General features: G+C 53.4%; 24 protein-coding genes. 5 read left to right on the forward strand and 19 right to left on the reverse strand.

Annotated features, from left to right (window positions below; translation table 11 throughout):
* Position 1 precedes the first annotated feature (1 nt).
* Together QZ170_RS01480 and QZ170_RS01485 are read left to right on the forward strand one after the other, a co-directional pair.
* Positions 2 to 520, forward strand: a complete 519-nt coding sequence (locus QZ170_RS01480) for a phage virion morphogenesis protein (protein ID WP_297176151.1) — start codon at positions 2 to 4, stop codon at positions 518 to 520.
* A gap of 9 nt (positions 521 to 529) precedes the next feature.
* Complete coding sequence (locus tag QZ170_RS01485; protein ID WP_297176153.1) at positions 530 to 988, forward strand: hypothetical protein; 459 nt, start codon at positions 530 to 532, stop codon at positions 986 to 988.
* Between the two features lie 52 nt (positions 989 to 1,040).
* On the opposite strand, the gene QZ170_RS01490 is transcribed toward QZ170_RS01485, so the two are convergent.
* The 11 genes from QZ170_RS01490 to QZ170_RS01540 all read right to left on the reverse strand — a co-directional run bounded on the left by QZ170_RS01490 (position 1,041) and on the right by QZ170_RS01540 (position 8,412).
* Positions 1,041 to 1,286 carry a hypothetical protein gene (locus tag QZ170_RS01490; RefSeq protein WP_297176155.1) on the reverse strand — a complete coding sequence of 82 codons (246 nt, stop codon included), beginning with the start codon at positions 1,284 to 1,286 and terminating at the stop codon, positions 1,041 to 1,043.
* A 117-nt stretch (positions 1,287 to 1,403) separates the two neighbouring features.
* Positions 1,404 to 2,066 carry a DUF3164 family protein gene (locus QZ170_RS01495; protein ID WP_297176158.1) on the reverse strand — a complete coding sequence of 221 codons (663 nt, stop codon included), beginning with the start codon at positions 2,064 to 2,066 and terminating at the stop codon, positions 1,404 to 1,406.
* A 15-nt stretch (positions 2,067 to 2,081) separates the two neighbouring features.
* Complete coding sequence (locus tag QZ170_RS01500) at positions 2,082 to 2,321, reverse strand: hypothetical protein (protein WP_297176160.1); 240 nt, start codon at positions 2,319 to 2,321, stop codon at positions 2,082 to 2,084.
* Between the two features lies 1 nt (position 2,322).
* Positions 2,323 to 3,069: a hypothetical protein gene (locus QZ170_RS01505; protein ID WP_297176162.1), complete on the reverse strand. Its 747-nt coding sequence runs from the start codon at positions 3,067 to 3,069 to the stop codon at positions 2,323 to 2,325.
* Entirely contained in the window at positions 3,056 to 3,262 is a 207-nt protein-coding gene (locus QZ170_RS01510) for a hypothetical protein (RefSeq protein WP_297176164.1), read from the reverse strand. Before QZ170_RS01510 ends, QZ170_RS01505 begins: the two co-directional genes overlap by 14 nt.
* A gap of 21 nt (positions 3,263 to 3,283) precedes the next feature.
* Positions 3,284 to 3,580 carry a hypothetical protein gene (locus tag QZ170_RS01515; protein WP_297176166.1) on the reverse strand — a complete coding sequence of 99 codons (297 nt, stop codon included), beginning with the start codon at positions 3,578 to 3,580 and terminating at the stop codon, positions 3,284 to 3,286.
* A gap of 23 nt (positions 3,581 to 3,603) precedes the next feature.
* Positions 3,604 to 4,077, reverse strand: a complete 474-nt coding sequence (locus tag QZ170_RS01520; RefSeq protein WP_297176168.1) for a hypothetical protein — start codon at positions 4,075 to 4,077, stop codon at positions 3,604 to 3,606.
* On the reverse strand, positions 4,067 to 4,771 hold the full coding sequence (locus QZ170_RS01525) for an ATP-binding protein (RefSeq protein ID WP_297176170.1): 705 nt from the start codon (positions 4,769 to 4,771) through the stop codon (positions 4,067 to 4,069). The genes QZ170_RS01520 and QZ170_RS01525 overlap by 11 nt, the downstream gene beginning before the upstream one ends.
* 2 nt (positions 4,772 to 4,773) lie before the next feature.
* Positions 4,774 to 5,628, reverse strand: a complete 855-nt coding sequence (locus QZ170_RS01530) for an ATP-binding protein (protein ID WP_297176172.1) — start codon at positions 5,626 to 5,628, stop codon at positions 4,774 to 4,776.
* A 337-nt stretch (positions 5,629 to 5,965) separates the two neighbouring features.
* Positions 5,966 to 8,050 carry a hypothetical protein gene (locus tag QZ170_RS01535; RefSeq protein WP_297176174.1) on the reverse strand — a complete coding sequence of 695 codons (2,085 nt, stop codon included), beginning with the start codon at positions 8,048 to 8,050 and terminating at the stop codon, positions 5,966 to 5,968.
* A 5-nt stretch (positions 8,051 to 8,055) separates the two neighbouring features.
* Positions 8,056 to 8,412, reverse strand: a complete 357-nt coding sequence (locus QZ170_RS01540) for a hypothetical protein (RefSeq protein WP_297176176.1) — start codon at positions 8,410 to 8,412, stop codon at positions 8,056 to 8,058.
* A gap of 200 nt (positions 8,413 to 8,612) precedes the next feature.
* Here QZ170_RS01540 and QZ170_RS01545 point away from each other — a divergent pair, with 200 nt between their 5' ends.
* Positions 8,613 to 9,077: a helix-turn-helix domain-containing protein gene (locus QZ170_RS01545; RefSeq protein ID WP_297176178.1), complete on the forward strand. Its 465-nt coding sequence runs from the start codon at positions 8,613 to 8,615 to the stop codon at positions 9,075 to 9,077.
* A gap of 847 nt (positions 9,078 to 9,924) precedes the next feature.
* Here the strand turns inward: QZ170_RS01545 and QZ170_RS01550 are convergent.
* From QZ170_RS01550 to pyrH, 5 genes are all read right to left on the reverse strand, one after another.
* Complete coding sequence (locus QZ170_RS01550) at positions 9,925 to 10,851, reverse strand: M48 family metallopeptidase (protein WP_297176180.1); 927 nt, start codon at positions 10,849 to 10,851, stop codon at positions 9,925 to 9,927.
* A 29-nt stretch (positions 10,852 to 10,880) separates the two neighbouring features.
* Complete coding sequence (locus QZ170_RS01555; protein WP_297176182.1) at positions 10,881 to 12,008, reverse strand: CapA family protein; 1,128 nt, start codon at positions 12,006 to 12,008, stop codon at positions 10,881 to 10,883.
* A gap of 23 nt (positions 12,009 to 12,031) precedes the next feature.
* On the reverse strand, positions 12,032 to 12,985 hold the full coding sequence (gene rsgA / locus QZ170_RS01560) for a ribosome small subunit-dependent GTPase A (RefSeq protein ID WP_297176184.1): 954 nt from the start codon (positions 12,983 to 12,985) through the stop codon (positions 12,032 to 12,034).
* A gap of 47 nt (positions 12,986 to 13,032) precedes the next feature.
* Positions 13,033 to 13,596 (reverse strand): ribosome recycling factor, encoded by a 564-nt coding sequence (frr, locus tag QZ170_RS01565; protein ID WP_297176186.1) that lies wholly within the window; start codon positions 13,594 to 13,596, stop codon positions 13,033 to 13,035.
* A gap of 69 nt (positions 13,597 to 13,665) precedes the next feature.
* Positions 13,666 to 14,376: a UMP kinase gene (gene pyrH, locus QZ170_RS01570; protein ID WP_297176187.1), complete on the reverse strand. Its 711-nt coding sequence runs from the start codon at positions 14,374 to 14,376 to the stop codon at positions 13,666 to 13,668.
* Positions 14,377 to 15,156: 780 nt separating this feature from the next.
* On the opposite strand from pyrH, the gene gyrA reads away from it, so the two are divergent.
* Together gyrA and QZ170_RS01580 are read left to right on the forward strand one after the other, a co-directional pair.
* Entirely contained in the window at positions 15,157 to 17,757 is a 2,601-nt protein-coding gene (gyrA, locus tag QZ170_RS01575) for a DNA gyrase subunit A (protein WP_297176189.1), read from the forward strand.
* Between the two features lie 25 nt (positions 17,758 to 17,782).
* Positions 17,783 to 19,114: a tetratricopeptide repeat protein gene (locus tag QZ170_RS01580; protein ID WP_297176192.1), complete on the forward strand. Its 1,332-nt coding sequence runs from the start codon at positions 17,783 to 17,785 to the stop codon at positions 19,112 to 19,114.
* A gap of 330 nt (positions 19,115 to 19,444) precedes the next feature.
* Here QZ170_RS01580 and QZ170_RS01585 read toward each other — a convergent pair whose 3' ends face one another.
* From QZ170_RS01585 to QZ170_RS01595, 3 genes are all read right to left on the reverse strand, one after another.
* Positions 19,445 to 20,353, reverse strand: coding sequence for a hypothetical protein (locus tag QZ170_RS01585; RefSeq protein WP_297176194.1), 909 nt, complete (start codon positions 20,351 to 20,353; stop codon positions 19,445 to 19,447).
* Positions 20,354 to 20,378: 25 nt separating this feature from the next.
* Entirely contained in the window at positions 20,379 to 20,858 is a 480-nt protein-coding gene (locus tag QZ170_RS01590) for a hypothetical protein (RefSeq protein ID WP_297176196.1), read from the reverse strand.
* 14 nt (positions 20,859 to 20,872) lie between these two features.
* The coding region (locus tag QZ170_RS01595) for a hypothetical protein (RefSeq protein WP_297176198.1) at positions 20,873 to 21,360 on the reverse strand (488 nt) is incomplete at its 5' end.

A 21,360-nucleotide genomic window follows, 5' to 3' on the forward strand; every position in this document is an offset into this window, starting at 1 on the left:
TATGCGTACAGGTGACGAGGTGAGGCGTGACATCCTCAGCGAGATGCGTGTTAAGCTCTTCGAGGAGTTCCACCGCAACTTTACCCGCAAGGCTTTCTTCGACAAGCCTTGGAAGCCTCGAAGGATAGAGCGCCGTGGCTCACTCCTACTTGTCTCAGGCAAGCTCCGTAGATCCCTCAAAGCCACAGTGACGCATGATGGGCTACGCATTAGCTCCTCGATGCCCTACGCCTCTGCCCACAATGAGGGATATGAGGGCAACGTATCTGTACGAGCTCATACCCGAGGGGCATATAAGGCACGTAGACGGGTCAAGGGTAGGATGAGACGGGTGGACGTCCGAGCTCATACGGTCTCCTCTTATACCTATAAGATGAGCCTCCCTGAGCGTCGCTTTGTTGGCGATCACCCCGAGGTGCGTCGTATGGTGACCGACATTGTCTCCAGGCACCTAGAGCAGTGGGGGCAAGAGCTTGCAGCCAAGATGCAGCGACATGCACGCAGTACCAACAATAGATAAGAGACAATTATGAGACGTATGCTATATGAGCGCATCTGCGCCAAGCTACAAAAAGATCTCCCTGAGGTCAAGCATTACGACCTGTGGAATGAGAATATGGATAACCTCGATCAGGGGGGCATCTTTGACACCCCTGCCGTATTCCTCGAATTTGACCCAATCAGCTTCACCTCCCAGGCGCGGGGCATACCACGCTGTCCCATCACTCTCACCCTGCATGTGATTACCAGGTATACTCCTCAGCGTCCTACTCGCAGTGGCTATGCCCCCGAGGCTCTACAGCACCTCGACCTACTTGAGCGCATCGAGATGGCTCTCATCGGACTATCAGGCGAGGGCTTCTCCGCCCTCCAGCTGGTATCAGCGGAGCTAGACCACAATCACACAGCTCTACAAAATCACCTTGAGCGGTTCACTTGCTCCATATGTTATCCGAGCAACGGGGCTCATGCTATAGAAATACAGTAAGGGCAGTGAGTAATGCACTCACTGCCCTTGCTCCGTATTGTTCTGTCCTAAGTTAGGTATCCCAAGCATTGCGACCGCTATCCCAAGCGTCAAAGAGCGGGTAGAGCCCGCGCTCCTGTTCCTCCTTTGGAGGGGTCTCACCCTCTCTTATCAGCTTGAGGTAGTAGTGCATCGTCCTGAGGCTTATTGGGTAGATCGGATAGACATAAGTGCGATAGATCATGGGCAATGAGCGGCGGTGGTTACCACGTTCGTGATAACGGGCTACTATAGCATGCACCCGCGCTGCCTTCTCCATTGTACTATGTCTATACCTTTTAGTCTCCACTGCCCAAACCTAAGAGAGTTTTCTGTACCTTTGTACTGCCACATACAAGGCTCTCGGCTCTCTTATGGGTCGGGGGCTTTTTCTTTACTATGCTTCGGTCATTCCCAGAGGGACATCTATCCACTTGCCTTGTTCGTTCTTCATCTGTGCTCGTACAAAGTTCTTTGTTCGCTCAGGGCGATAAGCCTCCTTGATGATAGTTACCCCCTTTTTGAGATCATCGGCATCATATTTCATCGCCGTCTGCTCTAGCTTGAGGATATTCTCCAGTTTCAGGTTGCCCTTACCATCACGAGCGAGGAGTTCCATAATGATATCTACAGCTTCCTGTGTCTTTGCATCCTGCACAAGATTACGGACATATTGCTTGACGAGCTCCACACCGTCCTCAGCCGTATCGTCCCATCCATCACGCACATAGTATCCTAGTATAATGCGCTTAGTCCCATCTGTGCTCAGGAAGCTGTGGCTACGTTGCCCTGTAGTCTCCATCCCCATGATACTTGCCTTGGTCTCAAGTAGATCTCTGAAGTCATCATAGACACCACCCTTGGACTCCTTGATCTGTTCGCTTAGGTATAGTAGGACGGGGAACACACGATCGACAGTCTCCCGAGAGAGGGCTCGATAGGCATCCCTATCTGCTTTCTCCTTGGCTTGTTGTACCTCTTCTGCCCATTTTTGCTTGTAAGCTTCATACCGGGCAGCTTCCTCTGTGGTCATTTCGACCTGTACCGTTTCTTCGTTCATCTGATTACTATTTAATTATCGTTTAACTGCTGTTTGATAACGCTTAGGCAAGAGGTGACGGAGGTTATAGACTACCTCCGTATCCACCATGCGCCGATAGCGCATACAGGTAGATCGATGCCTCTTGGTTGCCATCCGCCCACATGGGCAGATGAGGCTGTGACGCTCGGCAAGGAGCTCAACAGGCTTGTGCGCTTCGTCCCACTCTGTCGGATAGTATCGCCTTAGGTAGGCTATCTGCTCTCCGATCAGCATATCACATACTCCCTTGACGCTTGATATGCTCTGCTAGACTGGCACATAGCCTCCTGGTATTGTCACGCGCAGATGAGTTGCTAGCGATAGCCTCCAGGAGCTCGACCTCATCGGTATTCGATAGCCTCTGTAGTAGATAAGCTGGGCTGGATGGGTTACTCGCCACTGCTATCTGCACGAGTATATTGCCTCGATCGCCTAGGGTGAATAGCACACTTTCGGGAGTGTGCTCATTCTCGGCGAGGGCGAGCTGTACATAGGTGTCGCTGCTGTTGGCTAGCTCTCTTAGCACTCTAGGACTGGTGTAGGGGCTACGGGCGAGCTGCTCGAGCTCATCTCTGCTTAGCTCTCCGAGCTGGCGTAGTCCAGTGATTTTACGTTTGATACGCTCTGCTCGAAGGACACATAGCGTCCTAGTACTGTCATGTACAGATGGGTGACTAGCGATAGCCTCTAGGAGCTCTACCTCATCGGTATTCGAGATCCTTTCCAGTAGATAACAGGGGCTGGATGGGTTCCTCGCTAGAGCTATCTTCACGAGTATATTTCCTCGATAGCCTAGGGATAATAGCGCACTTTCGGGAGTCTTCACATTCTCGGCGAGGGCGAGCTGTACATAGGTGTCGCTGCTGTTGGCTAGCTCTCTTAGCACTCTAGGACTGGTGTAGGGGCTACGGGCGAGCTGCTCGAGCTCCGCTCCGCTTACTACTCCGATCTGGTGTAGTCCAGTGATTTTACTTGTGTCCATACTTGCGTGTATAGTCTTTGATTTGTTGTTGTAGCTTGTCGTGTTCATCCCTCCAGTACATGGATAGGGAGATAGAGAAGACAGTAGTCCCTAGGAGATATAGCAGGCTATATCCTATGCTGCCACAGAGTATATCCATCAGCAGGGCCATTAAGCCCATCAGCAGGATGGTGCAGAGCTGTACGTTATTCATTGCTTTGTCTTGTTTGAGAGGTTAATATCCAGCCTTATTCATGAGGTGGTTGGCGAGCCTCACAAGGCGTCCTGCACCACCCAGAGCGAGCGCCATCTTGAGACAGCTCTCTATGAGGTCGGCTTGCTTGCCTGAGGTTATGGCAGTCAGCGTGACCTGGTCATCCTCCTCACCCTCATCTAGGAGGGGGCGAGTAATTAGCAGGAGCATTTCTCCCTGCTGGTAGCCTTCCATGTGCTCAAGCACACGTTCCTTGATGTCTGCACCATTTATCGAGGTCTGCTCTTCAATGGTGACTCCTTCGTTGTTGGTCTTCATTGTCTTATAGTTGTTTGTTGTTACTAGTTTGCCAGTTGGTGATTACCGGGTGTGAGCTCCATGAGGGCCCTTAGCTCTTCCACTCGCGTTGCATCCTTTGTCTTGTTGTTAAAGAGCCCGATGAGATTGCGGAGACGCTCACGAGGGATGCGGTTAAAGCTCCTATATCCCGTAGCTCGACAGGCTATAGCTTTGATAAGAGCGATGCTTCCCTGCTTACCCTCATGTGCCAGCCAGCCTCCGATAGCGGCCATCACCCGCTTACGCAGCTTGTCAATAGCCACCCCCTCAGTGCGCTTGTCTAGCTCTCTGGAGAGGGCTCCGCACACATCCAGCAGGTCACGCGTCTCCATATCCACCGAGCTCGCACATCCATAGGGAGAGAGCAGAGCAAGCCTATCCTCATCGGTGAGGTTGAGTAGGTTGCAGAGGGTGTGATAGCGGTGTATCACTTGTTGGTGGAGCTTATCCATTTGGTTTGTACCCTTAGCCTTCATTGCTGTCGTCTGTTTGTAGTTGCTTTTGTTTCTTCTTGCGCTGGTCTCGGGTCTCAGGGGCGGTGGTCGCTGTGCCCCAATACCCCTCAGCGCCCTTATCCCAGATGATGTAGTCTTGCCCTCCTACCTCTGCCGTGGCATATCGGGAGGTCACCATAGCCCTATAGCCCTCTACCCTGATCTTCACGTCTGCATCGTAGCGGATAGCCTGAGCAAGTGCCCCCTTGGGCTCTCCACCCTTTTCGTGGGCGACGATGATGAAGAGCTTCTTTCTGTATCGTTGGCTGAGGAGCTGGTAGTCGCTGAGGCGCAAGCCTCGGAGGTAGTTTATAGAGTCGATGATGACGATCTCGGGACTCTGTCGTTTGGCGAGGCGCTCAAAGAGCTCATCATACCCCTCTCTATCGAGGAGCTTGACACGACGTCCCGCCTCCTCCATACCACCTGCGATCCAGGCAGACTGCATCGTAGGGCTTAGACCTTGCTCTAGGCTATTGTAGAGCACACGTCCGTACTGAGAGAGGTACTTGGCGAGTTGCAGGCAGAAAGATGTCTTACCCGAGCCACTCCCCCCATAGATGAGCCACGTCCCTCTTAGGACAGGCATACCTATGCTATCCCGCCAAGCCCCACCAAAGTCGGCGACCTTGAAGCGTGCAGAACGGATATTTGCGTTAGAGTATGCACGTGCCATACTTAGTCCTCCTTAGCTAGCTGGTGCTCACGCCATACGGCTCGGCGCACTCTCCTGAGGTCACACTCTGCCTCGTCGGCTATCTTGCGTACCTTGCGCTCTCCTGTGATGCCGTTGGCCACGCAGACTAGAGAGATGTCCTCTGGGCTCAACACTGAGAGCTGGATGCACTGTCTACCGATACGGCTGTAGACTTCTTCGTAGCCTTTGCGACCCGAGCGTAAGCCCCTCACGAGGCGCTTATCGAGGTACTGTGTGGCACAGAGTACTACCCCACAGTGGCCCTCCAGCTCGTTGTACAAGGTCACGAAGAAGTAGAGTACCTGGTCGCTCATCTTATCCGCCTCGTCAAGGATAAGGAGGGGCTTATCTGCCCGCTTGAGCCTACGTACGATCTGCCCGATCTTCTCTGCCACACTCAGACCTCGGGGATCAAGACCCATAGCCTCCATTACGGCTGATAGCCAGCTCGTGCGGTTTTGGTACTCACTGCACACTATGGCGGTGACCTCATCGTGTGTCGAGGCGTACTGCCTGATCGTGGCACTCTTGCCACACCCAGCACTGCCGACGATAGCCATCACCTGGCTATCCTGCTGGGCACACCCGAGGAGCTCCGTGAGCTCATCATACACACTCGTGCCGACTAGGCTCCAGCCCTCGGCGGATGAGCCGATCTGCTTGCTGACATTGTGCCACATACCCTCGGCTATGGTATCCCAATCGCCATTAAGGATCTTGCTGATGGTAGCAGCACTGACCCCCTTAAGCGTGTTGGCAGCCTTATTCTGACCTCCCTGAGTGGCGCAGTACTCTCTCAGGCGAGCGGCGATGAGTTCTTTTTCCTTCTGTTCCATTTGTTTGTTAGTGTTCGAGATTTAACATTGAGCTTAAGAGGGAGAGGCGGTGAAATTCAGCCGCCACCTGTAGATCGTATATATTGTCTTGAGTTTCGATGCACACAGCTGCGAGGTCACCGCCGGAGCCTGAAAGGCAGAAAAACAGCGAGTATTTCCCCTTTTTGCTTTGGACGCCTCTAATTTTGTAGTATACCCTAAGATCGAGGACATACACGAAATTCGCATCAAGATCTGTATGAGACGTCCCTCGGATGACACCCCAAACCAGTGGTCTGAGCGATTGCATTAGTTGTTTCCGTGTCATAGTTATATTTAATCTCTGTTTAATCAGTGTTTACACTCTCTCTAGGATGCTACGACGTCTTTGGGGTGCCTCTTCACTGGTGCTGGAGAGCCCCTCACGCTCTAGTTTGCGGTCGTAGCGGTGGTCTTTGTAGCGCCCCTTGTTGTCGAGTATCATCACTTCCCTTGTTGGGGTGAAGTTGGCGACCTCCTCGGGGGTCTCCTTGGGGGTAAGAGGCTTAGCTACCTTCTTACCCTTTCCTCCCTTGAAGGGTAGGGTCGTGTGCTGGAGGAGTCTCTGTGCCGTGGGGCTTCCCTCTGCCACTTCTAGGGCTACAGGTCTTATCTCTTCATACTTACTCTGTATCCAGCTCTCCACCTCGCCCTCAAAGTCTCGTACCTTCTTGAGCTCTGCAGCATCCTGCTCTGTCTGGTCCTCTAGTGCCATTGGCTGTACATGCTTCTCCGTTAGGAGGTACTTATACTGCCCATCCTCGCTGATGGCAAGTACCGTGCTTAGCTCGCTAGGGTCATAGCACACCTGCCACTTCTGATGCCTTTGCTGTCTCCACCCAAGGTCAAGGCACTCATAGTAGCGTGTCTCTCCATAGATGGTAGGTGTAAGTCCATAGATGCTCTGACCGATGAGGCGGTCTTGTCGCAAACCGAAGTTCTCTAAGTAGACCTCTCTTGATAGCTCTATACCCGTAAGGTCACCATCGTACAGCTCTAGGTACTCCGATTGCCTCTTGGCACGCTCCTCGGCTATCATGAGGTGGATCTGGCTGATGACCTCCTCCTTTGTCGGGGTGCTGTGCTTTAAGGCATTCAGGGCATCGGTGTTGGGATTCTTCCCCTGGGCGGAGACTACCCCGTAGCCAGCCCAATTAGGCTGTAGCTTGCAGTATTGGGTATTGAGGTAGCTGAAGTAGGGCTCCACAATCTTTGCTCGGGCATTCTTTGCCTGTGCTGGTGTCACTTTCCCTGCCATGGAGGCATACAGAGGCATGAGCTCTTTGATGTCGTAGTTGTCCATTTGCAACTGACGGGGGGCAAGTCTCGCCCCAAAGAGATCTTCGGTATGATGTACTGCAGACATGAGAGCCTGTGTGATGAGTGACTTGCTTTCTCGATCTCCTATGGCGTAGCCTATTGGATAGCTACAGCTAGCATCCAGCACCACGACCACCACTAGGCGGCAATCGTATCGGGTACTATTAGCCCCCTTCTTCTCGATAGTCTGCTGGTAGTAGAGCTCTGCCTCCCAGCCGTCCAATACCCAGTAGCTCATCGAGCGGGAGGGCTTACTACGGCGGATCGCTACTCGTGCGTTTGCCCGGAACTTCGTGGCCCCCATTCGCCCTGCCTCTAGTAGTAGGTCGTGCCTCTTGGCTATCTTAGCTACGGCCGAGGTGGTGAGGTGCTCCCACCCCCTCTGACTGGCTACCTCATTGTAGAGCTTAGCGACTTGGCGATTGGTGAGCTGGTTCTGATGCGCTAGGAGCATCAGTAGGTATGCCTCTTGCTCACTCTGCTCTACCTTGCTAGCATTGCGGTTGTTGTAGCCCTTGTGCACGAGGCTCTCCAGCCCCTCCAGCTTGTAGCGAGCATGCTTGCGCTTGAGGTTATCGACACTCTTAGGCAGCTTGTGTGGGTACTCCTCCAGGGGCAAGCCCTCTACCATCTGAGTCATCCAGCCATAGAACTCACTCTTGCCCATTGGTCTACGGGATGCCTTACCCCGCTTGCTCGTGTGCTCCATCCAATAGGCACCGATAGCCTCAAGGATCTGAGCCTCGGCTGTGTACTGAGAGATTTTGTCGCTGGGGAGGCAGCGTCCATCGGGCAGACGGTAGCTGTGGTAGTAGTGCACGGCTTCAGGGTAAGGACGGATAAGCTGCTCAAGGAGACTCTTCACTCTATCCATGGGAGGTATGTCAAAGCGCTTATAGACCTCTGCACGGTACTTCTCGGGGAGCGAGTCCACAGCGTACTGCGCCTGCCGTCCCCGACATCCACGGACCACGATCTGGATGCGTTTTTCTTCAGCTAGCTTGCGAAAGCGAAGAGGCGAGATCAGAGCAGAACTAAGAAGCTCATCCTTAGTGATAGTCAGTAATCCTCCCACTCGTTCCATAGTTCCTAAAGAGTCTTGGCAAACTCTTGAATAGAAGCCAGCGAAGCGATGACTGCGTGGTGCGTGCTACGTAGCTCCTTGCCTTTATATATATTGGCGTCACCTGTGGTCTTGTCGAACTCGATGAGCACGTCATTGCAAAGGCGCTGCACCAGCTTGTCGCCCATTTCAAGTAGGACTTCTTCCTCGGGTGCTGTGATGACGACTACCCCTCCTCGACGGAGGGCTTCATTACGGATATGCTCCAAGAGCTCTGACCTGCCTAGGTAGTTTAAGGCTTGATGCAACGTCTTACGTGTCGTACCAAACTGATTTATCAGTTCGCGACGTACATCCTTTGTGATTTGTATTTCTCGTTTCATCGTTTAACCATCGTTTAATTAGGTGGGGGACGCCTGATAGCTTCCTACCTTAGGTCGCTAACTTCGTTTCCTTGGTTTTACGCATTACACTATCTTTGTCTATGCTGGTGATACGTAACCGCTATCGGTTTACCGTAACTCGACACTGCAAAGACATAAACAAATATTGTAAGCATCCAAATATTGTATATTCGATCCATATGGACAAGTCCGAAATACTAAGCAAACTAATTGATATATATGCAGATGGAAATAAAAGCCGATTTGCCCAAATGATGGGAACTACCCCCCAGAATGTAGGCAATTGGATACGTAGAGGAACGATTCCATACGAAGAGGTTTACAAGATATGTGTATGTGTTAATCCCCATTGGTTGCTCACAGGAGAAGGCGAACCACTCTCGGGAAGCCCTGAGATTGGTACCCCCCAAAAAATAAAAGAAGAACCACACGCAGACGAAAGACTCCTAGATCGCCTAGAGGCTCAGGCTAAGAAGATCGGAATATTAGAGTTCAGGCTTGAAGAAGAGCAGAAAGCACACAATCGTACTAAAGAGCAACTTCGCCAAGCTGAATATGGCATTGATCACGATCGCCTAAAAAGTGCAGGCGATGTAGACGCCAACGAGACTGCCCTTGCTCACTCCTTGACTTCTACTTTATAGAGCCCTCAGATCTAATCAACTAGAAATTAGAAAGATGGGATATGCTCATCACGTGTTTTACGTGGTATTATCCCCCCTCTAGTTTCTGATTATGCCCCCTTTATTCCTCGATACTATACGATATCTATACCCTCGGTTGCTTCAATAAGCAAAGAAAAAGGGGTATCCATTATGTAATAGCATGGGGTATCCAATGGGGTATCCTTTTAGGTATCCAGTGCGATTTAAGGGTATTTTAGGGGGATCTCAGGAGTGGCTAATTAGAGGTATCAGAGGGGTATTTACGGGGTGATTGAAGAGCGCTTCAATAGCTCTTAATCACTCGTAGCAAGGATACAGATCCGTATGGGCTGGGGAGGCTAAAGGATATCCCAGCCTACCACATCGCCAGCACTTGCCAGCGTTTCCCCAAGGAGCGCTAATTCCTTTATCTACGCTACTGCTATCCCTTCTATGGCCCATTGACCCACCGACTACTAAGAAGGGACAGAGAGGGGGCTGGATGATGCTTTTCACACCATCCAGCCCCCATAATTCAAGCTGATTTAACCTCGATCCAACCTATCTATATTGCCCGCCGTTCAATTCCCGGTCAGAGTTTAAGGCTAATTTAAGCTGATTTAACTTTTCAGGCTATTTCGTTTTCCTCTTCCACCCCACGCAACCTCCGCACATTCAACCACATACGATAGGTGGATATAGGCTATTTCGTTTTCTCTCTAATACATCCTTTCCTATTAGCCCCTCTCTAAAGGTCGGATCCTCTTTGGAGAGTGGATATAAAGCCTCGGGGGCTCGTACTACTAGAGTACGAGCCCCCGAGGCTTCTTTATATGATAGATGGGTACTACTTCCTTAGGTAGTTCCCTACTTCGTTTGCCCGTATGGTACGAGAGGACTTGGTACTCCTGCCCGTCGGGGGTGGGGTGGTCGTGGTGCTCTGCGTACTGTTACCCCCTTGGTAGTACTTGAGGGCATTGGGTAGGTAGGCTTGGATCTCCTTGATGCGGTTGGCATCGCTGGGGTGAGTACTTAGGAGCTCGTTCTGCTGTGCTCCACCCTTGGAGGCTGACATCTTCTGCCAGAAGTTCACTGCATAGCGAGGATCGTAGCCAGCCATAGCCATGAGGACAAGCCCCATCTTGTCTGCTTCGTACTCTTGCTTACGTCCGAAGGGGAGCATGACCCCTACCTGAGCTCCTAGCCCATAGGCTTGGTTGATGAGGCCACCGAGTAGCTGGGAGCGTGTATTGACGGCAGCACCTAGGATCTGTCCTCCAGCCTGTAGGAGGAGCTGGTTGCTGATACGCTCGTTGGCATGCTTGGCTAGTGCGTGGCTGAGCTCATGCCCCATGACGGCTGCTAGCTCATCATCAGAATGTGGGCCGTTACCCACAAGGTTGAGTAGTCCCGTGTAGACGACGATCTTCCCTCCAGGCATACAGAAGGCATTGACCTGCTTGCTATCGACGACGTTGAACTCCCAGCTAAGGCTCGAGAGCATGGACTCATAGCCGTTCTGCTTGAGATAAGCATTGGTAGCTGCAGCTAGGCGACGACCTACCTGGGTGACCTTGGCGTTGTAGGTCGTGTTGCTACTGAGCTGAGACTGGCTGATGAACTGCTTGTACTGGGTCGCACTCGCACTGAGGATCTCGCCATCGGATACTAGGTTGAGCTGTCTACGTCCTGTGATGGGCACAGAGCCACAGCTGGAGAGTAGGAGTAGGGCAGAGCAAGTGAGCGCTGTGATACTTCTTGAGATTATCTTCATACAATGAATAAAGTCTTAGAGATGAACAATTATCGAACGAGAGGGATCGACTTATAGTATTGTTGCATTGCCTTCAGGTCGATAGCCTCACTGAGGGCAAGACCAGAGGGGACAGAGTCCAGAGACACGGGGCGTAGACGATATATAGGCTTCCCCTGGGGGGTACGCTTCTCTACGAAGACGTACTGATAGCTGGGCTTTGTCGTCCAAGTGCCCGTAGTACGATCCCTAAGCAGGGTGAGGGTGAGGAGCATTCCCCCTCGGGTAGCAGCGGGGCGCACTTGGTTGCTAATGAAGTTACCCATCGAATATATAACGAACACCTTAGCCTTCTTGTTCGCAGACTCGATGAAGGCACTCTCCTGCACGACATGGGGATGGCTCCCGATGATCGCATCTACCCCTTGCTCGGAGAGCCATAGGGCTAGGTCTCGCTGTGCTCGGCTGGGGTTCTTCTCATATTCATTCCCCCAGTGGATCTGTACGATCTTGTAGTCTGCCCCTAGGCTGTCGGCACGATGTAGGTCGGAGGCTATCTGCTCCCTACGTATCGTATCTACTAGGGCAGGGTGGGGGATCGGGAGACCGTTGGTGCCATAGGTGTAGGCTAGTACGGCGATCTTCACCCCATGTACCTCTCTGATGAGAGGGGTGCGGGAGGGACGTTCCTCGGGGGTACGATAGCTCCCTGTCGTCGCTATCCCTAGACTATCTAGGACGTCTATTGTATGGGTGACACCATAGCCACGGCGGTCGCAGCTATGGTTATTCGCCGTCGTGAGGATATCGAAGCCCACGTCTCGTAGTGCCTCTCCTAGAGCAGTGGGGGAGGAGAACATCGGGTAGCCACTGTAGGGTGTGCCGCCGAAGGTAGTCTCGAGGTTGGCTAGGGCTAGATCTGCTCTCTGGATCTGTTCTTTGACAAGGGCAAAGGAAGGGGCGAAGTCGTAGCGTCCTGCCCCCGTGAGGGCAGCTCGTATCTGAGGCCCGTGGGTCATGATGTCCCCTGCGAAGACGAGCTGTAGAGAGTCTCTCTGCGGTGTGCCCTCTGTGAGGCTGTCGGTCTGCTGAGCCTGCCCCTTGCCCTGACAAGCGGTGTGTAGTGAGCATAGGGTATAGAGGAGCATTATCCCGAGGAGGCGGGTATACTTGGTCATGGTGTAGGAGGTGGTGTGTGGGGTTACTTGTATTCGGGGCGGTACTTCCCGCCCTCTCTGTCCTCAAGGATACCTAGATAGCTGATGTAGCGGGAGGGGGCAATACGACCCTCCTCTACAGCTGTCTGTACGGCGCATCCTGGCTCGTGGGTGTGGGTACAGTTCCCGAAGCGGCAGCTCTTACTCTCCTCGAAGATCTCGGGGAAGTAGTGTGAGACCTCCGCCTCCTGCATCTCCAGCATGCCGAAGCCCTTGATGCCCGGGGTGTCGATGATATAGCCTCCGTCGTCGGAGGGTAAGGGGATCATCTGGGAGAAGGTCGTGGTGTGCATCCCCTTGGCATGTGCTGTGGAGATACTACCCGTACGAAGCTCTACTCCTGGGATGAGGCGGTTGATCAAGGTACTCTTCCCCACGCCCGAGTGCCCACTGAGGAGGTTGATCTTCCCGCACATGCGATCTATGAGGGCATCGACACCCTCACCCGTGGTCGCTGATACTGCATGGCATGGATAGCCGATGCTGGAGTAGAGTTGTATGAGCTCCAGCATATACTCCGTAGCCTCGGTAGGGTAGAGGTCGATCTTGTTGAAGATTAGCTCCGTGGGTACTCGATAAGCCTCTGCCGTAGCGAGGAAACGGTCGATAAAGGTCGTGCTGGTCTCTGGGGCAATGATCGTACAGACGAGGAAGGAGGCATCTAGGTTAGCGGCGAGGATATGGGACTCCTTGGATAGGTTGGCTGCTCGGCGTATGATGTAGTTACGTCGAGGGAGTATATCTCGGATGTAGTGTGCAGCTTCCTGCCCCGTGTCCTCGCTGAGCTCTACCTCCACGTGATCCCCTACGACGATAGGGTTGGTGGAGCGAAAGCCTCTTAGGCGAAGGTTCCCCTTGGCAAGACAAGGGCGCTCTACACCATCCTCACAGAGGACGATGTAGTGGCTCCCAGTGTTCTTGATGACTAGTCCTGTCACGTATGCTGTAGTGATAGAGGCTTGTAGGCTCGCTAGAGGGGGATCCCTTAGACGGTCATGATCTCCTTCTCCTTGGCTGCGAAGATCTCCTCTACCTTCTTGATGTATCGGTCGTGGAGCTTCTGTACCTCAGCCTCGGCATCCTTGGCGACATCCTCGGGGGTATTGTCCGCCTTGATGCTCTTCCTGATGAGGTCGTTGGAGTCACGGCGGGCATTACGGATACTTACCTTGGCATTCTCGGCATCAGCCTTGACCTGCTTGACGAGCTCACGGCGACGATCTTCGGTGAGAGGGGGGATACCGAGGCGGATAAGCTCCCCATTGTTCTCGGGCGTGATGCCGAGAGGGGAGTTGATGATAGCACGCTCGATCTCCTTGATGATGCCCTTCTCCCAGGGGGTGATGACGATGCTCTTGGCATCGGGGACAGAGACTGTGCCTACCTGTGTCAGGGGTACCATGCTACCATAGTACTCGACTAGGATGCCGTCGAGGATCTTGACGTTGGCCTTGCCTGCACGTACACGGGCTAGAGCCTCCTCGAGGTGCTCGACCGTCTTCTCCATTTGTGCGCCAGCCTGCGCTATTAGTTCCTTTAGTTCGCTCATAGGGGGCAGATGATTCTTATCTATATTTATTGTATTCGTTTGTGTATCCCTTGTGGGGTGGCTATTGGGCTAGAAGCCCACGTATGTACCGATCTGCTCACCACGTAGTACCCGTAGGAGGTTGCCTGGGGTGTCCATGTCGAAGACGATGATCGGTAGGTTGTTCTCTCGGCACATCGTCGTGGCTGTCAGATCCATCACCTTGAGTCCACGGTTGTAGATCTCGTCGTAAGTGATCCGGTCAAACTTCGTGGCCGTGGGGTCTTTCTCTGGGTCAGCGGTGTAGATACCATCGACACGTGTTCCCTTGAGCATCACATCGGCTTCGAGCTCGATACCACGGAGCGAAGAGCCCGTGTCTGTCGTGAAGAAGGGATTCCCCGTGCCAGCCGAGAGGATCACTACTTCGCCAGCCTCTAGGGCATCCAGCGCACGACGCTTGGAGTAGAACTCCCCGATAGGCTCCATACGGATGGCCGTGAGCACTCTATTCTTTACCCCGAGGGAGGTAAGGGCAGAGCTGAGGGCAAGGCTATTGATGACCGTAGCGAGCATACCCATCTGGTCACCCTGCACACGATCAAAGCCCTGGGTAGCCCCACTGAGGCCACGGAAGATGTTCCCACCTCCGATGACGATAGCGACCTGTATCCCTAGGTCTACGGCTGCCTGTATGTCCCGAGCATAGTCGCTCAGTCGATCGGTGTCTATGCCATACTGCTGGGCTCCCATGAGGGACTCGCCACTGAGCTTGAGTAGTACGCGTCTGAAGCTATTCATTCGATTGCCTATATATAATTATGGTACAAAGAAACGACTTTTGCCCCAATTCCCCCAAATCTCCAGCCCCCATCATCACCCTAGATTACCCCCTCCCTCCTGCTAAGTTGGGATGAGGGCGATGGTGGATAGGGGCACCTAAGCACTCGTCCTTGGCCAGGGGATAATGTATACCATGACTCGTGCGAAGGGGCTAGAATTCAGGGTCGATGCATGAGTTTACTAGAGTTCTAGGATAATGTAGGCGAGAGGTATGCCCCGAACATAGAAGTATCTGCCTTCTAGGTCTAGATATACCAAGTGTAGACCTACTACCTAGGAAGAAAAAGTGTACACGCGTGTATACCATTGTGTACTCATGTGTACACTGTTGTATACACGCGTGTACACTACATCGCTCTCGGTATGTCTTCTGTAGGGCTCTCATGTACGTGTTTCTCGGGGGGCTAACACTTGGTGTACCAGAGATACAGTTAAGATACCCTTCGACATGAAGAGATGCCCTACAAAGGACACAACGAGGGGTGTATGCGAGAAGAGCTCATGCATCGCCCTTGAGGGGCCATCTTTGTAATGTAAAGGGCTACTTTTCTCTCATTCTGCGCCAAGGTGGACAGAGGTGGCCTCGTCTAGCTATGGGTATGTTAGGTGTCTAAATAAGTGTATACGCTGCTTATTTGGGTAAAATGTCGTATCTTAGAGCCTTGTTAGTGGGTGTCTATCTACATATGCCGTTAGGGCACCGTGGTTAGATACATTATAATATATGGTATAACAAGAATGCTGGATCGAGAAGATAGAATCATAGATATCAATATCGAGGACGAGATGAAGACTGCCTACATAGACTACTCTATGTCAGTCATCGTCTCCCGAGCTCTGCCTGATGTCCGTGATGGATTCAAGCCCGTACATCGCCGTGTGCTCTACGCCATGAACGAGACGGGAAACACCTTTGATAAACCAACCCGAAAGTGCGCTAATGCTGTGGGGGAGGTCTTAGGGAAGTATCACCCCCATGGAGACTCCTCCGTCTATGGTACCCTCGTGCGTCTCGCACAGCCATGGAACCTCCGCTATCCTCTCGTAGAGGGGCAGGGGAACTTCGGGTCTATCGATGGTGACTCACCAGCTGCTATGCGTTATACGGAGGCTCGTCTGGGTAAGCTCGCCGCAGAGATGCTCCGAGACATCGAGAAGGACACGGTGGACTTCCAGTCCAACTTCGACGATACACGCCTCGAGCCTACCGTCCTGCCTACCCGTTTCCCCAACCTCCTAGTCAATGGAGCCGCAGGGATCGCCGTCGGTATGGCTACGAATATGGCTCCACACAACTTGGGTGAGTCTATCGATGCCTGTGTGGCCTATATCGATCACCATGGTGAGATCGATGCCGCAGGGCTGATGAACTATATCAAGGCTCCAGACTTCCCCACGGGGGGGCTGATCTACGGCTACGCTGGTGTCCGTGAGGCCTTCGAGACGGGTCGTGGACGTATCGTGATCCGTAGCCGCTGTGAGATAGAGGAGCACAACAATCATGAGCGTATCATCGTCACCGAGATCCCTTACCAGGTCAATAAGAGCGAGCTCGTCAAGAGCATCGCAGACTTGATCACCGAGAAGAAGATCGAGGGTATATCGGGGATCTCTGATGAGTCAAACCGCAAGGGGATACGCATCGTCATCGAGGTCAAGCGAGATGCCAATTCGGGTGTCGTCCTGAACAAGCTCTACAAGATGACGGCCCTACAGAGCTCCTTCAGCGTAAATAATATAGCGCTCGTCAAGGGGCGTCCCCAGCTACTCAACCTACGTGACCTCATCGAGCTCTTCATCGAGCACCGCCACGATGTCGTCTACCGTCGCACGGTCTTCGAGCTAAACAAGGCTAAGGAACGTGCTCACCTCCTAGAGGGCTTGATCATCGCCGTAGATAATATTGACGAGGTGATACGTATCATCCGTGCTGCTAGTGAGCCCCAGGAGGCTGTCGAGAAGCTCATGGAGCGTTTCTCTCTCTCCCTCATACAGGCACGTGCTATCGTAGATATGCGCCTACGTGCCCTCACCGGTCTAGAGCGTGAGAAGCTAAAGGCTGAGTACGCTGATCTCATGAAGGAGATCGAGCGCCTCCAAGCCCTACTAGCCGACAAGGAGCTACGAGCAGCCCTTATCCGCGAAGAGCTCCTCGAGATCAAGGAACGCTACGGGGATGTCCGTCGTAGCGAGATTATCTATGCTGCAGAGGAATTCAATCCCGAGGACTTCTACGCTGATGATGAGATGGTCATCACCATCTCCCACCTAGGCTATATCAAGCGTACACCGCTTACCGAGTTCCGCTCACAGGCTCGCGGAGGTGTCGGAGCCAAGGGGAGCGATACCCGTGACGAGGACTTCATCGAGCATATCTACTCGGCCTCTATGCATGGGACGATGCTCCTCTTCACCCAGATGGGACGCTGCTATTGGCTCAAGGTCTACGAGATCCCAGAGGGGGCTAAGGGAGCCAAGGGTCGTGCCCTACAGAATCTACTGAACATCGAGACCGGAGACCGGGTGAATACCTTCATCTGCGTCAAGAACCTGACGAAGGATCCCGACTTTGTCAATTCGCACTATCTCCTCTTCTGCACCAAGCGAGGGACGATCAAGAAGACCCTCCTAGAGGCTTACTCTCGTCCACGTGCCAATGGGGTGATTGCTATCGACCTACGTGACGATGACCGTCTCGTGGGGGTAAGCCTCACGGATGGTCGTAGCGAGATCCTGCTAGCCAATCGTCGGGGACGTGCTGTCCGCTTCAACGAGGAGACCGTGCGTGCTACTGGGCGTAATGCCATGGGAGTGCGTGGTATGACACTCGATGACGATAGCTCAGACGAAGTCATCGGTATGATCGCTGTCGCTCAGGATACGCCAGAGAGCATCCTCGTAGTCAGTGAGAATGGCTACGGCAAGCGTTCGCTCGTGGAGGACTACCGTATCACCAATCGTGGTACTAAGGGGGTCAAGACCCTCAATGTGACCGATAAGACGGGTGAACTCGTCGCCTTCGAGGCTGTGACCGATGAACACGACCTCATGATCATCAATCGTAGTGGGATCACCATCCGTGTCCATGCCCGAGACATCAGTGTGCAGGGACGTGCGACGCAGGGAGTCCGTATCATCGACCTCAAGAAGCGAGGTGACGAGATCGCCTCTGTCTGCCGTGTGCTCACCGAGGAGGAGGTCGAGGACTCGGGTGAAGTACCCACAGAGCCACTTCCCTCACTTGACTCAATCCTCCCTCCGATAGATACCCCAGAGGCTAATAGCCAGCTGTCCGAAGACTTCCTAGCTAGAGCTATGGATGAGGAGCTGAATAACTAATATACACAACTAAATAGAAACCACAATGAAGAAACTACTTTGTGCTGTGGCACTAGGTCTAATGGCCACAGCAGGAGCCTTCGCTCAGGTCGCCAATGTCAAGGAAGCAGAGAAGATCGCTGGTGCTGGTGACAAGGCTGACTTCGCCGAAGCACGCCGCCTCATCAAGGAAGCTCTCTCCAATGACGAGACGAAGAACGACCCCTATACCTGGTATGTCGCAGGACTGATCGAGCGTGAACACTTCAATGCCGAACAGAAGAAGACCATCCTCGATGCCTCTGCCGACAAGACTCCTATGTATGTGTCTCTGGCCAATGTGGTCCCCGCTTGGCTACAGGTCTACACCCTCGAGAGCCAGCCAGCCGATGGTAAGGCAAAGCTCAAGTACTCCAAGAAGGTCAAGGAGGCCCTCATGGTAGACTATCAGCAGCTCCTGAATGCCGGCTCCTTCTACTTCGACCAGAAGAAGTATGCCGAGGCAGCTGATGTCTTCGACAAGTTCCTCGACATAAAGCGTTCCCCGCTCTTCGCCGACGAGAAGGCTGTCTCTGAGATCGACTCTCAGGCGATGAATATCGCCTACTATGCGATCGCCTCTGCCTACACTGCGAACGAGTACAACAAGGCAATCGAGCTGAATAAGAAGTTCGGAGACTTCGCTCTCAACCGAAAGGAACTCCTACAGATGGTCGCTGCCTCCTACCTTGCCAATAAGGACTCTGTCGGTGTCCTCCCGATCCTTGTCGAGGGGGATAAGCTCGCTCCTGAGCTCCCCTTCTTCGTAGCGAATATCATCACGATCTACCAGAACCAAGGGAAGGAAGGCGAAGCAATCAAGTATCTGGAAAACAAGCTCGCTGCTAACCCCTCCGATGCTATGGCTCTCCTGATGACCGGTACGCTCTATGAGCGCACAGACCTCAAGAAGGCTCTCGAATGGTACTACAAGGCAGCAAAGGCTAACCCTGCAGACTTCAACGCAAACCTCTACCTGGGACAAGCTCTCTATAACTCCGCTGCTAAGCTCTACGAGAATAGTAGTATCACCGCCGAGCAGGCTGCTGTCGCTGACAACCTCCTGAAGGCTGCTATCCCTGCCCTAGAGATAGCCTACAAGACGAACCCTGAGAACGTGAAGGGTCTCCTAGGGAGCATCTACTACCAGCAGAAGATGGAGGACAAGAAGGCTGCTATCGACAATGGTACTCTGGACGTCGGTACTCCTACCCTCGGTGATCTAACGTCTCTGATCGCATCGATCGACTTCACGGTCGCTCCCAAGCCTCAGGTGACTACCCCAGCTCAGCCTACGAAGAAGGCTCCCGCTAAGCCCAAGGCAAAGGGCCGTAAGTAGACGCTAGTCCCCCTCCTCTCCCTCGAGAGGATTCTTAGACGTCCTTGTCCCGCCTAGGGCTAGGACGAACGAATACGATAAAGATCTCCTCCCCTCCAGTATCCCTAGTGAACATAGGGTGCTGGGGGGGAGGAGCTTTTTGTGACGATCGTACCTCAGAGGTATACTCCTCTCGGTGATGTGCACGGGAGGAGCTGAGTAGGAGGGACGTGGTCTAATCTGGAGACACCCCAGAGATAAGTGACGAGGCGATCCCCCACAGGATGTGGGGGATCGCCTCTATCATAGGATATCGCAGGAGCGATGGGTAGGAGTGAGGGAACTTGACGACTAGAGTCCGAGCGATACCCCTAAGGAATACATATAGGTGGTGGGTAACCCCCTATCTAGGAAGAGGGGGAGGAGGCTGTAGGTAGAATAGATCCCGACAGGAGCACACTTGATCTGTGCTCTCAGGTCTAGGCCGATGGGGTTGATCCCAAGGTCTTTGCCTAGGACACGTGGGGTACGATAGTCTCCGATCCACACCTTGGAGCTAGAGGCTGTCCGTAGCTTGAACTCTGCACCGAATGAGAATTCCCAGTGATCGAAGGGCTTTGCCCAAGGACGGAACCGAAGCGTTAGGGGGAGAGTCAGGTAGGTGATGTGTAGACGGGAGGTACGTACACCCTCAGGGACGGTATAGTGGACGAGCTTGCTCTCTCCATTCTCCTCTCTATAGGCATAGTCCCCACTGAGGTGGAGCGAATTGAGCTGTAGGTGAAGGCCTGCTGAGAGCATGAGCCGAGGAGAGAGAACCTGATGGTACTCTAGGAGCTGAATATCATAGCGTAGGGAGTGTGTTCGCTTCAGCCCCGTAGCTCCGCTACCAGTCAGTGTCGTATAGCCTATGGAGGCTCCGAGAGAGGTGAGGTAGCGCTTGGACTTCGAGCGACTCTGTCCTCTACGAGTGGGGAAGAAGATCTCGGGACGAGGTAGACGGATGTGCTCTCCCGTGCCCTGCTCCTCGATCCGTCCCTCGCCGTAGACGCCACGGAAGAGATAGGCTGAGGCGCGTTTGGCGCCCGTTGAATCTAGTTGATAGACCTTGACCTCGAGCTGACCTTGGTGGTCCTTGAGCTCTAGGATGTGCTTCCGCCACTGTAGGGTCGTGTCCTGCGGAGCCCCTTGCTGAGCTCGTAGGGATAGGGTAGAAGAGCCTACTAGCAGGGCGGAGAGGAGGAGATGCTTGGTGTACATAATCGTAGGATGAGTATTATGGTTGTTATTTGCGCTTAGGGGTGGGGGACTTAGGGGTAAGGATCCGTTGGATAAGCTCCTCCGTCTGGAGTGTTCCCCCGATGCTGACTAGGGTGATCACCCCTCGATTGTCGTAGGAGTAGAGGAGATAGCGGTGGATCTTGGAGTCTTTGCTAGAGAAGCGGTAGTAGGCACCGAGCAGGCGCCCTCGCTCGATCTGCTCCTTGATGATAGAGGCTACCTTTCGGTCTGCGTCTAGGGCTTGCTCTACGTCACTCCACTGAGCCTCTAGCTCCTTGCCTGAGGGTAGGAGCTGTAGGGTGTAGCAGTAGGAGGCATCGTAGCGGGTGAGTAGATCCTTGCCTAGCTCGACATAGACAGCATTCTTGGCACGTCGGTAGCGCTGTATGACCTGCTGTGTCTGTAGCGGGGGCTGTACCTCGGTCTGCGCTCTGAGTGGGAGCGCCGATAGTAGGAGGAGTGAGAGGATAATTTGTCTATACATGATGTGAGGGGAGACTAATCGAGATCGATAGAGAGCTGGGGGAGGGAGGTGGAGAGAGGGAGGGCGACAGCCTGCAGGGCATCCTCGGCACGCTGTGCAGCCTCGGCCTCGTCTTGTATCCTTTCGCCTGCGATGAAGAGGGTAGAGGAGTATTCGACCTTAGGGTGATCGGAGACAAAGAGGTGATATCCGAGGGGGATGGCTAATAGGAGGGCTGCAGCTATTCCCCCCATGAGATAGGGACGAAGGAGTCGGGTGCGGGTAGCTGTCCGTCTCTCGGCCGTGGGTAGGCTCAGCTCAGGGGGAAGAGGCTCCTGCTCATGGCCGATGAGTAGTGGGCGCACCTCAGTAAAGAGCGGGATAAGATCCCGATACTTAGCAGATACCCTATCCGAGGCAAAGTAGTCGCGTAGTAAAGCCTCTTCCTCAGAGGTCGTCTTGCCGAGGAAGTATCCGTCGATCAGTTCCTCGATCTGGTGGGGTGCGAGGGGGAGACGGGGAG

Source organism: uncultured Porphyromonas sp. (assembly GCF_905372525.1).
Taxonomy (GTDB): domain Bacteria; phylum Bacteroidota; class Bacteroidia; order Bacteroidales; family Porphyromonadaceae; genus Porphyromonas.

Bases quoted from the DNA above. Each gene is read 5' to 3' on its own strand.
- QZ170_RS01500 (WP_297176160.1), bottom strand. From the start codon at position 2,321: ATGCTGATCGGAGAGCAGATAGCCTACCTAAGGCGATACTATCCGACA.
- QZ170_RS01505 (WP_297176162.1), bottom strand. From the start codon at position 3,069: ATGGACACAAGTAAAATCACTGGACTACACCAGATCGGAGTAGTAAGC.
- QZ170_RS01585 (WP_297176194.1), bottom strand. From the start codon at position 20,353: ATGTACACCAAGCATCTCCTCCTCTCCGCCCTGCTAGTAGGCTCTTCT.
- QZ170_RS01555 (WP_297176182.1), bottom strand. From the start codon at position 12,008: ATGACCAAGTATACCCGCCTCCTCGGGATAATGCTCCTCTATACCCTA.
- QZ170_RS01535 (WP_297176174.1), bottom strand. From the start codon at position 8,050: ATGGAACGAGTGGGAGGATTACTGACTATCACTAAGGATGAGCTTCTT.
- QZ170_RS01580 (WP_297176192.1), top strand. From the start codon at position 17,783: ATGAAGAAACTACTTTGTGCTGTGGCACTAGGTCTAATGGCCACAGCA.
- QZ170_RS01550 (WP_297176180.1), bottom strand. From the start codon at position 10,851: ATGAAGATAATCTCAAGAAGTATCACAGCGCTCACTTGCTCTGCCCTA.
- QZ170_RS01540 (WP_297176176.1), bottom strand. From the start codon at position 8,412: ATGAAACGAGAAATACAAATCACAAAGGATGTACGTCGCGAACTGATA.
- frr (WP_297176186.1), bottom strand. From the start codon at position 13,596: ATGAGCGAACTAAAGGAACTAATAGCGCAGGCTGGCGCACAAATGGAG.
- QZ170_RS01515 (WP_297176166.1), bottom strand. From the start codon at position 3,580: ATGAAGACCAACAACGAAGGAGTCACCATTGAAGAGCAGACCTCGATA.
- QZ170_RS01480 (WP_297176151.1), top strand. From the start codon at position 2: ATGCGTACAGGTGACGAGGTGAGGCGTGACATCCTCAGCGAGATGCGT.
- QZ170_RS01485 (WP_297176153.1), top strand. From the start codon at position 530: ATGAGACGTATGCTATATGAGCGCATCTGCGCCAAGCTACAAAAAGAT.
- QZ170_RS01590 (WP_297176196.1), bottom strand. From the start codon at position 20,858: ATGTATAGACAAATTATCCTCTCACTCCTCCTACTATCGGCGCTCCCA.
- QZ170_RS01545 (WP_297176178.1), top strand. From the start codon at position 8,613: ATGGACAAGTCCGAAATACTAAGCAAACTAATTGATATATATGCAGAT.
- QZ170_RS01490 (WP_297176155.1), bottom strand. From the start codon at position 1,286: ATGGAGAAGGCAGCGCGGGTGCATGCTATAGTAGCCCGTTATCACGAA.
- QZ170_RS01495 (WP_297176158.1), bottom strand. From the start codon at position 2,066: ATGAACGAAGAAACGGTACAGGTCGAAATGACCACAGAGGAAGCTGCC.
- pyrH (WP_297176187.1), bottom strand. From the start codon at position 14,376: ATGAATAGCTTCAGACGCGTACTACTCAAGCTCAGTGGCGAGTCCCTC.
- QZ170_RS01530 (WP_297176172.1), bottom strand. From the start codon at position 5,628: ATGGAACAGAAGGAAAAAGAACTCATCGCCGCTCGCCTGAGAGAGTAC.
- gyrA (WP_297176189.1), top strand. From the start codon at position 15,157: ATGCTGGATCGAGAAGATAGAATCATAGATATCAATATCGAGGACGAG.
- QZ170_RS01510 (WP_297176164.1), bottom strand. From the start codon at position 3,262: ATGAATAACGTACAGCTCTGCACCATCCTGCTGATGGGCTTAATGGCC.
- QZ170_RS01520 (WP_297176168.1), bottom strand. From the start codon at position 4,077: ATGAAGGCTAAGGGTACAAACCAAATGGATAAGCTCCACCAACAAGTG.
- QZ170_RS01525 (WP_297176170.1), bottom strand. From the start codon at position 4,771: ATGGCACGTGCATACTCTAACGCAAATATCCGTTCTGCACGCTTCAAG.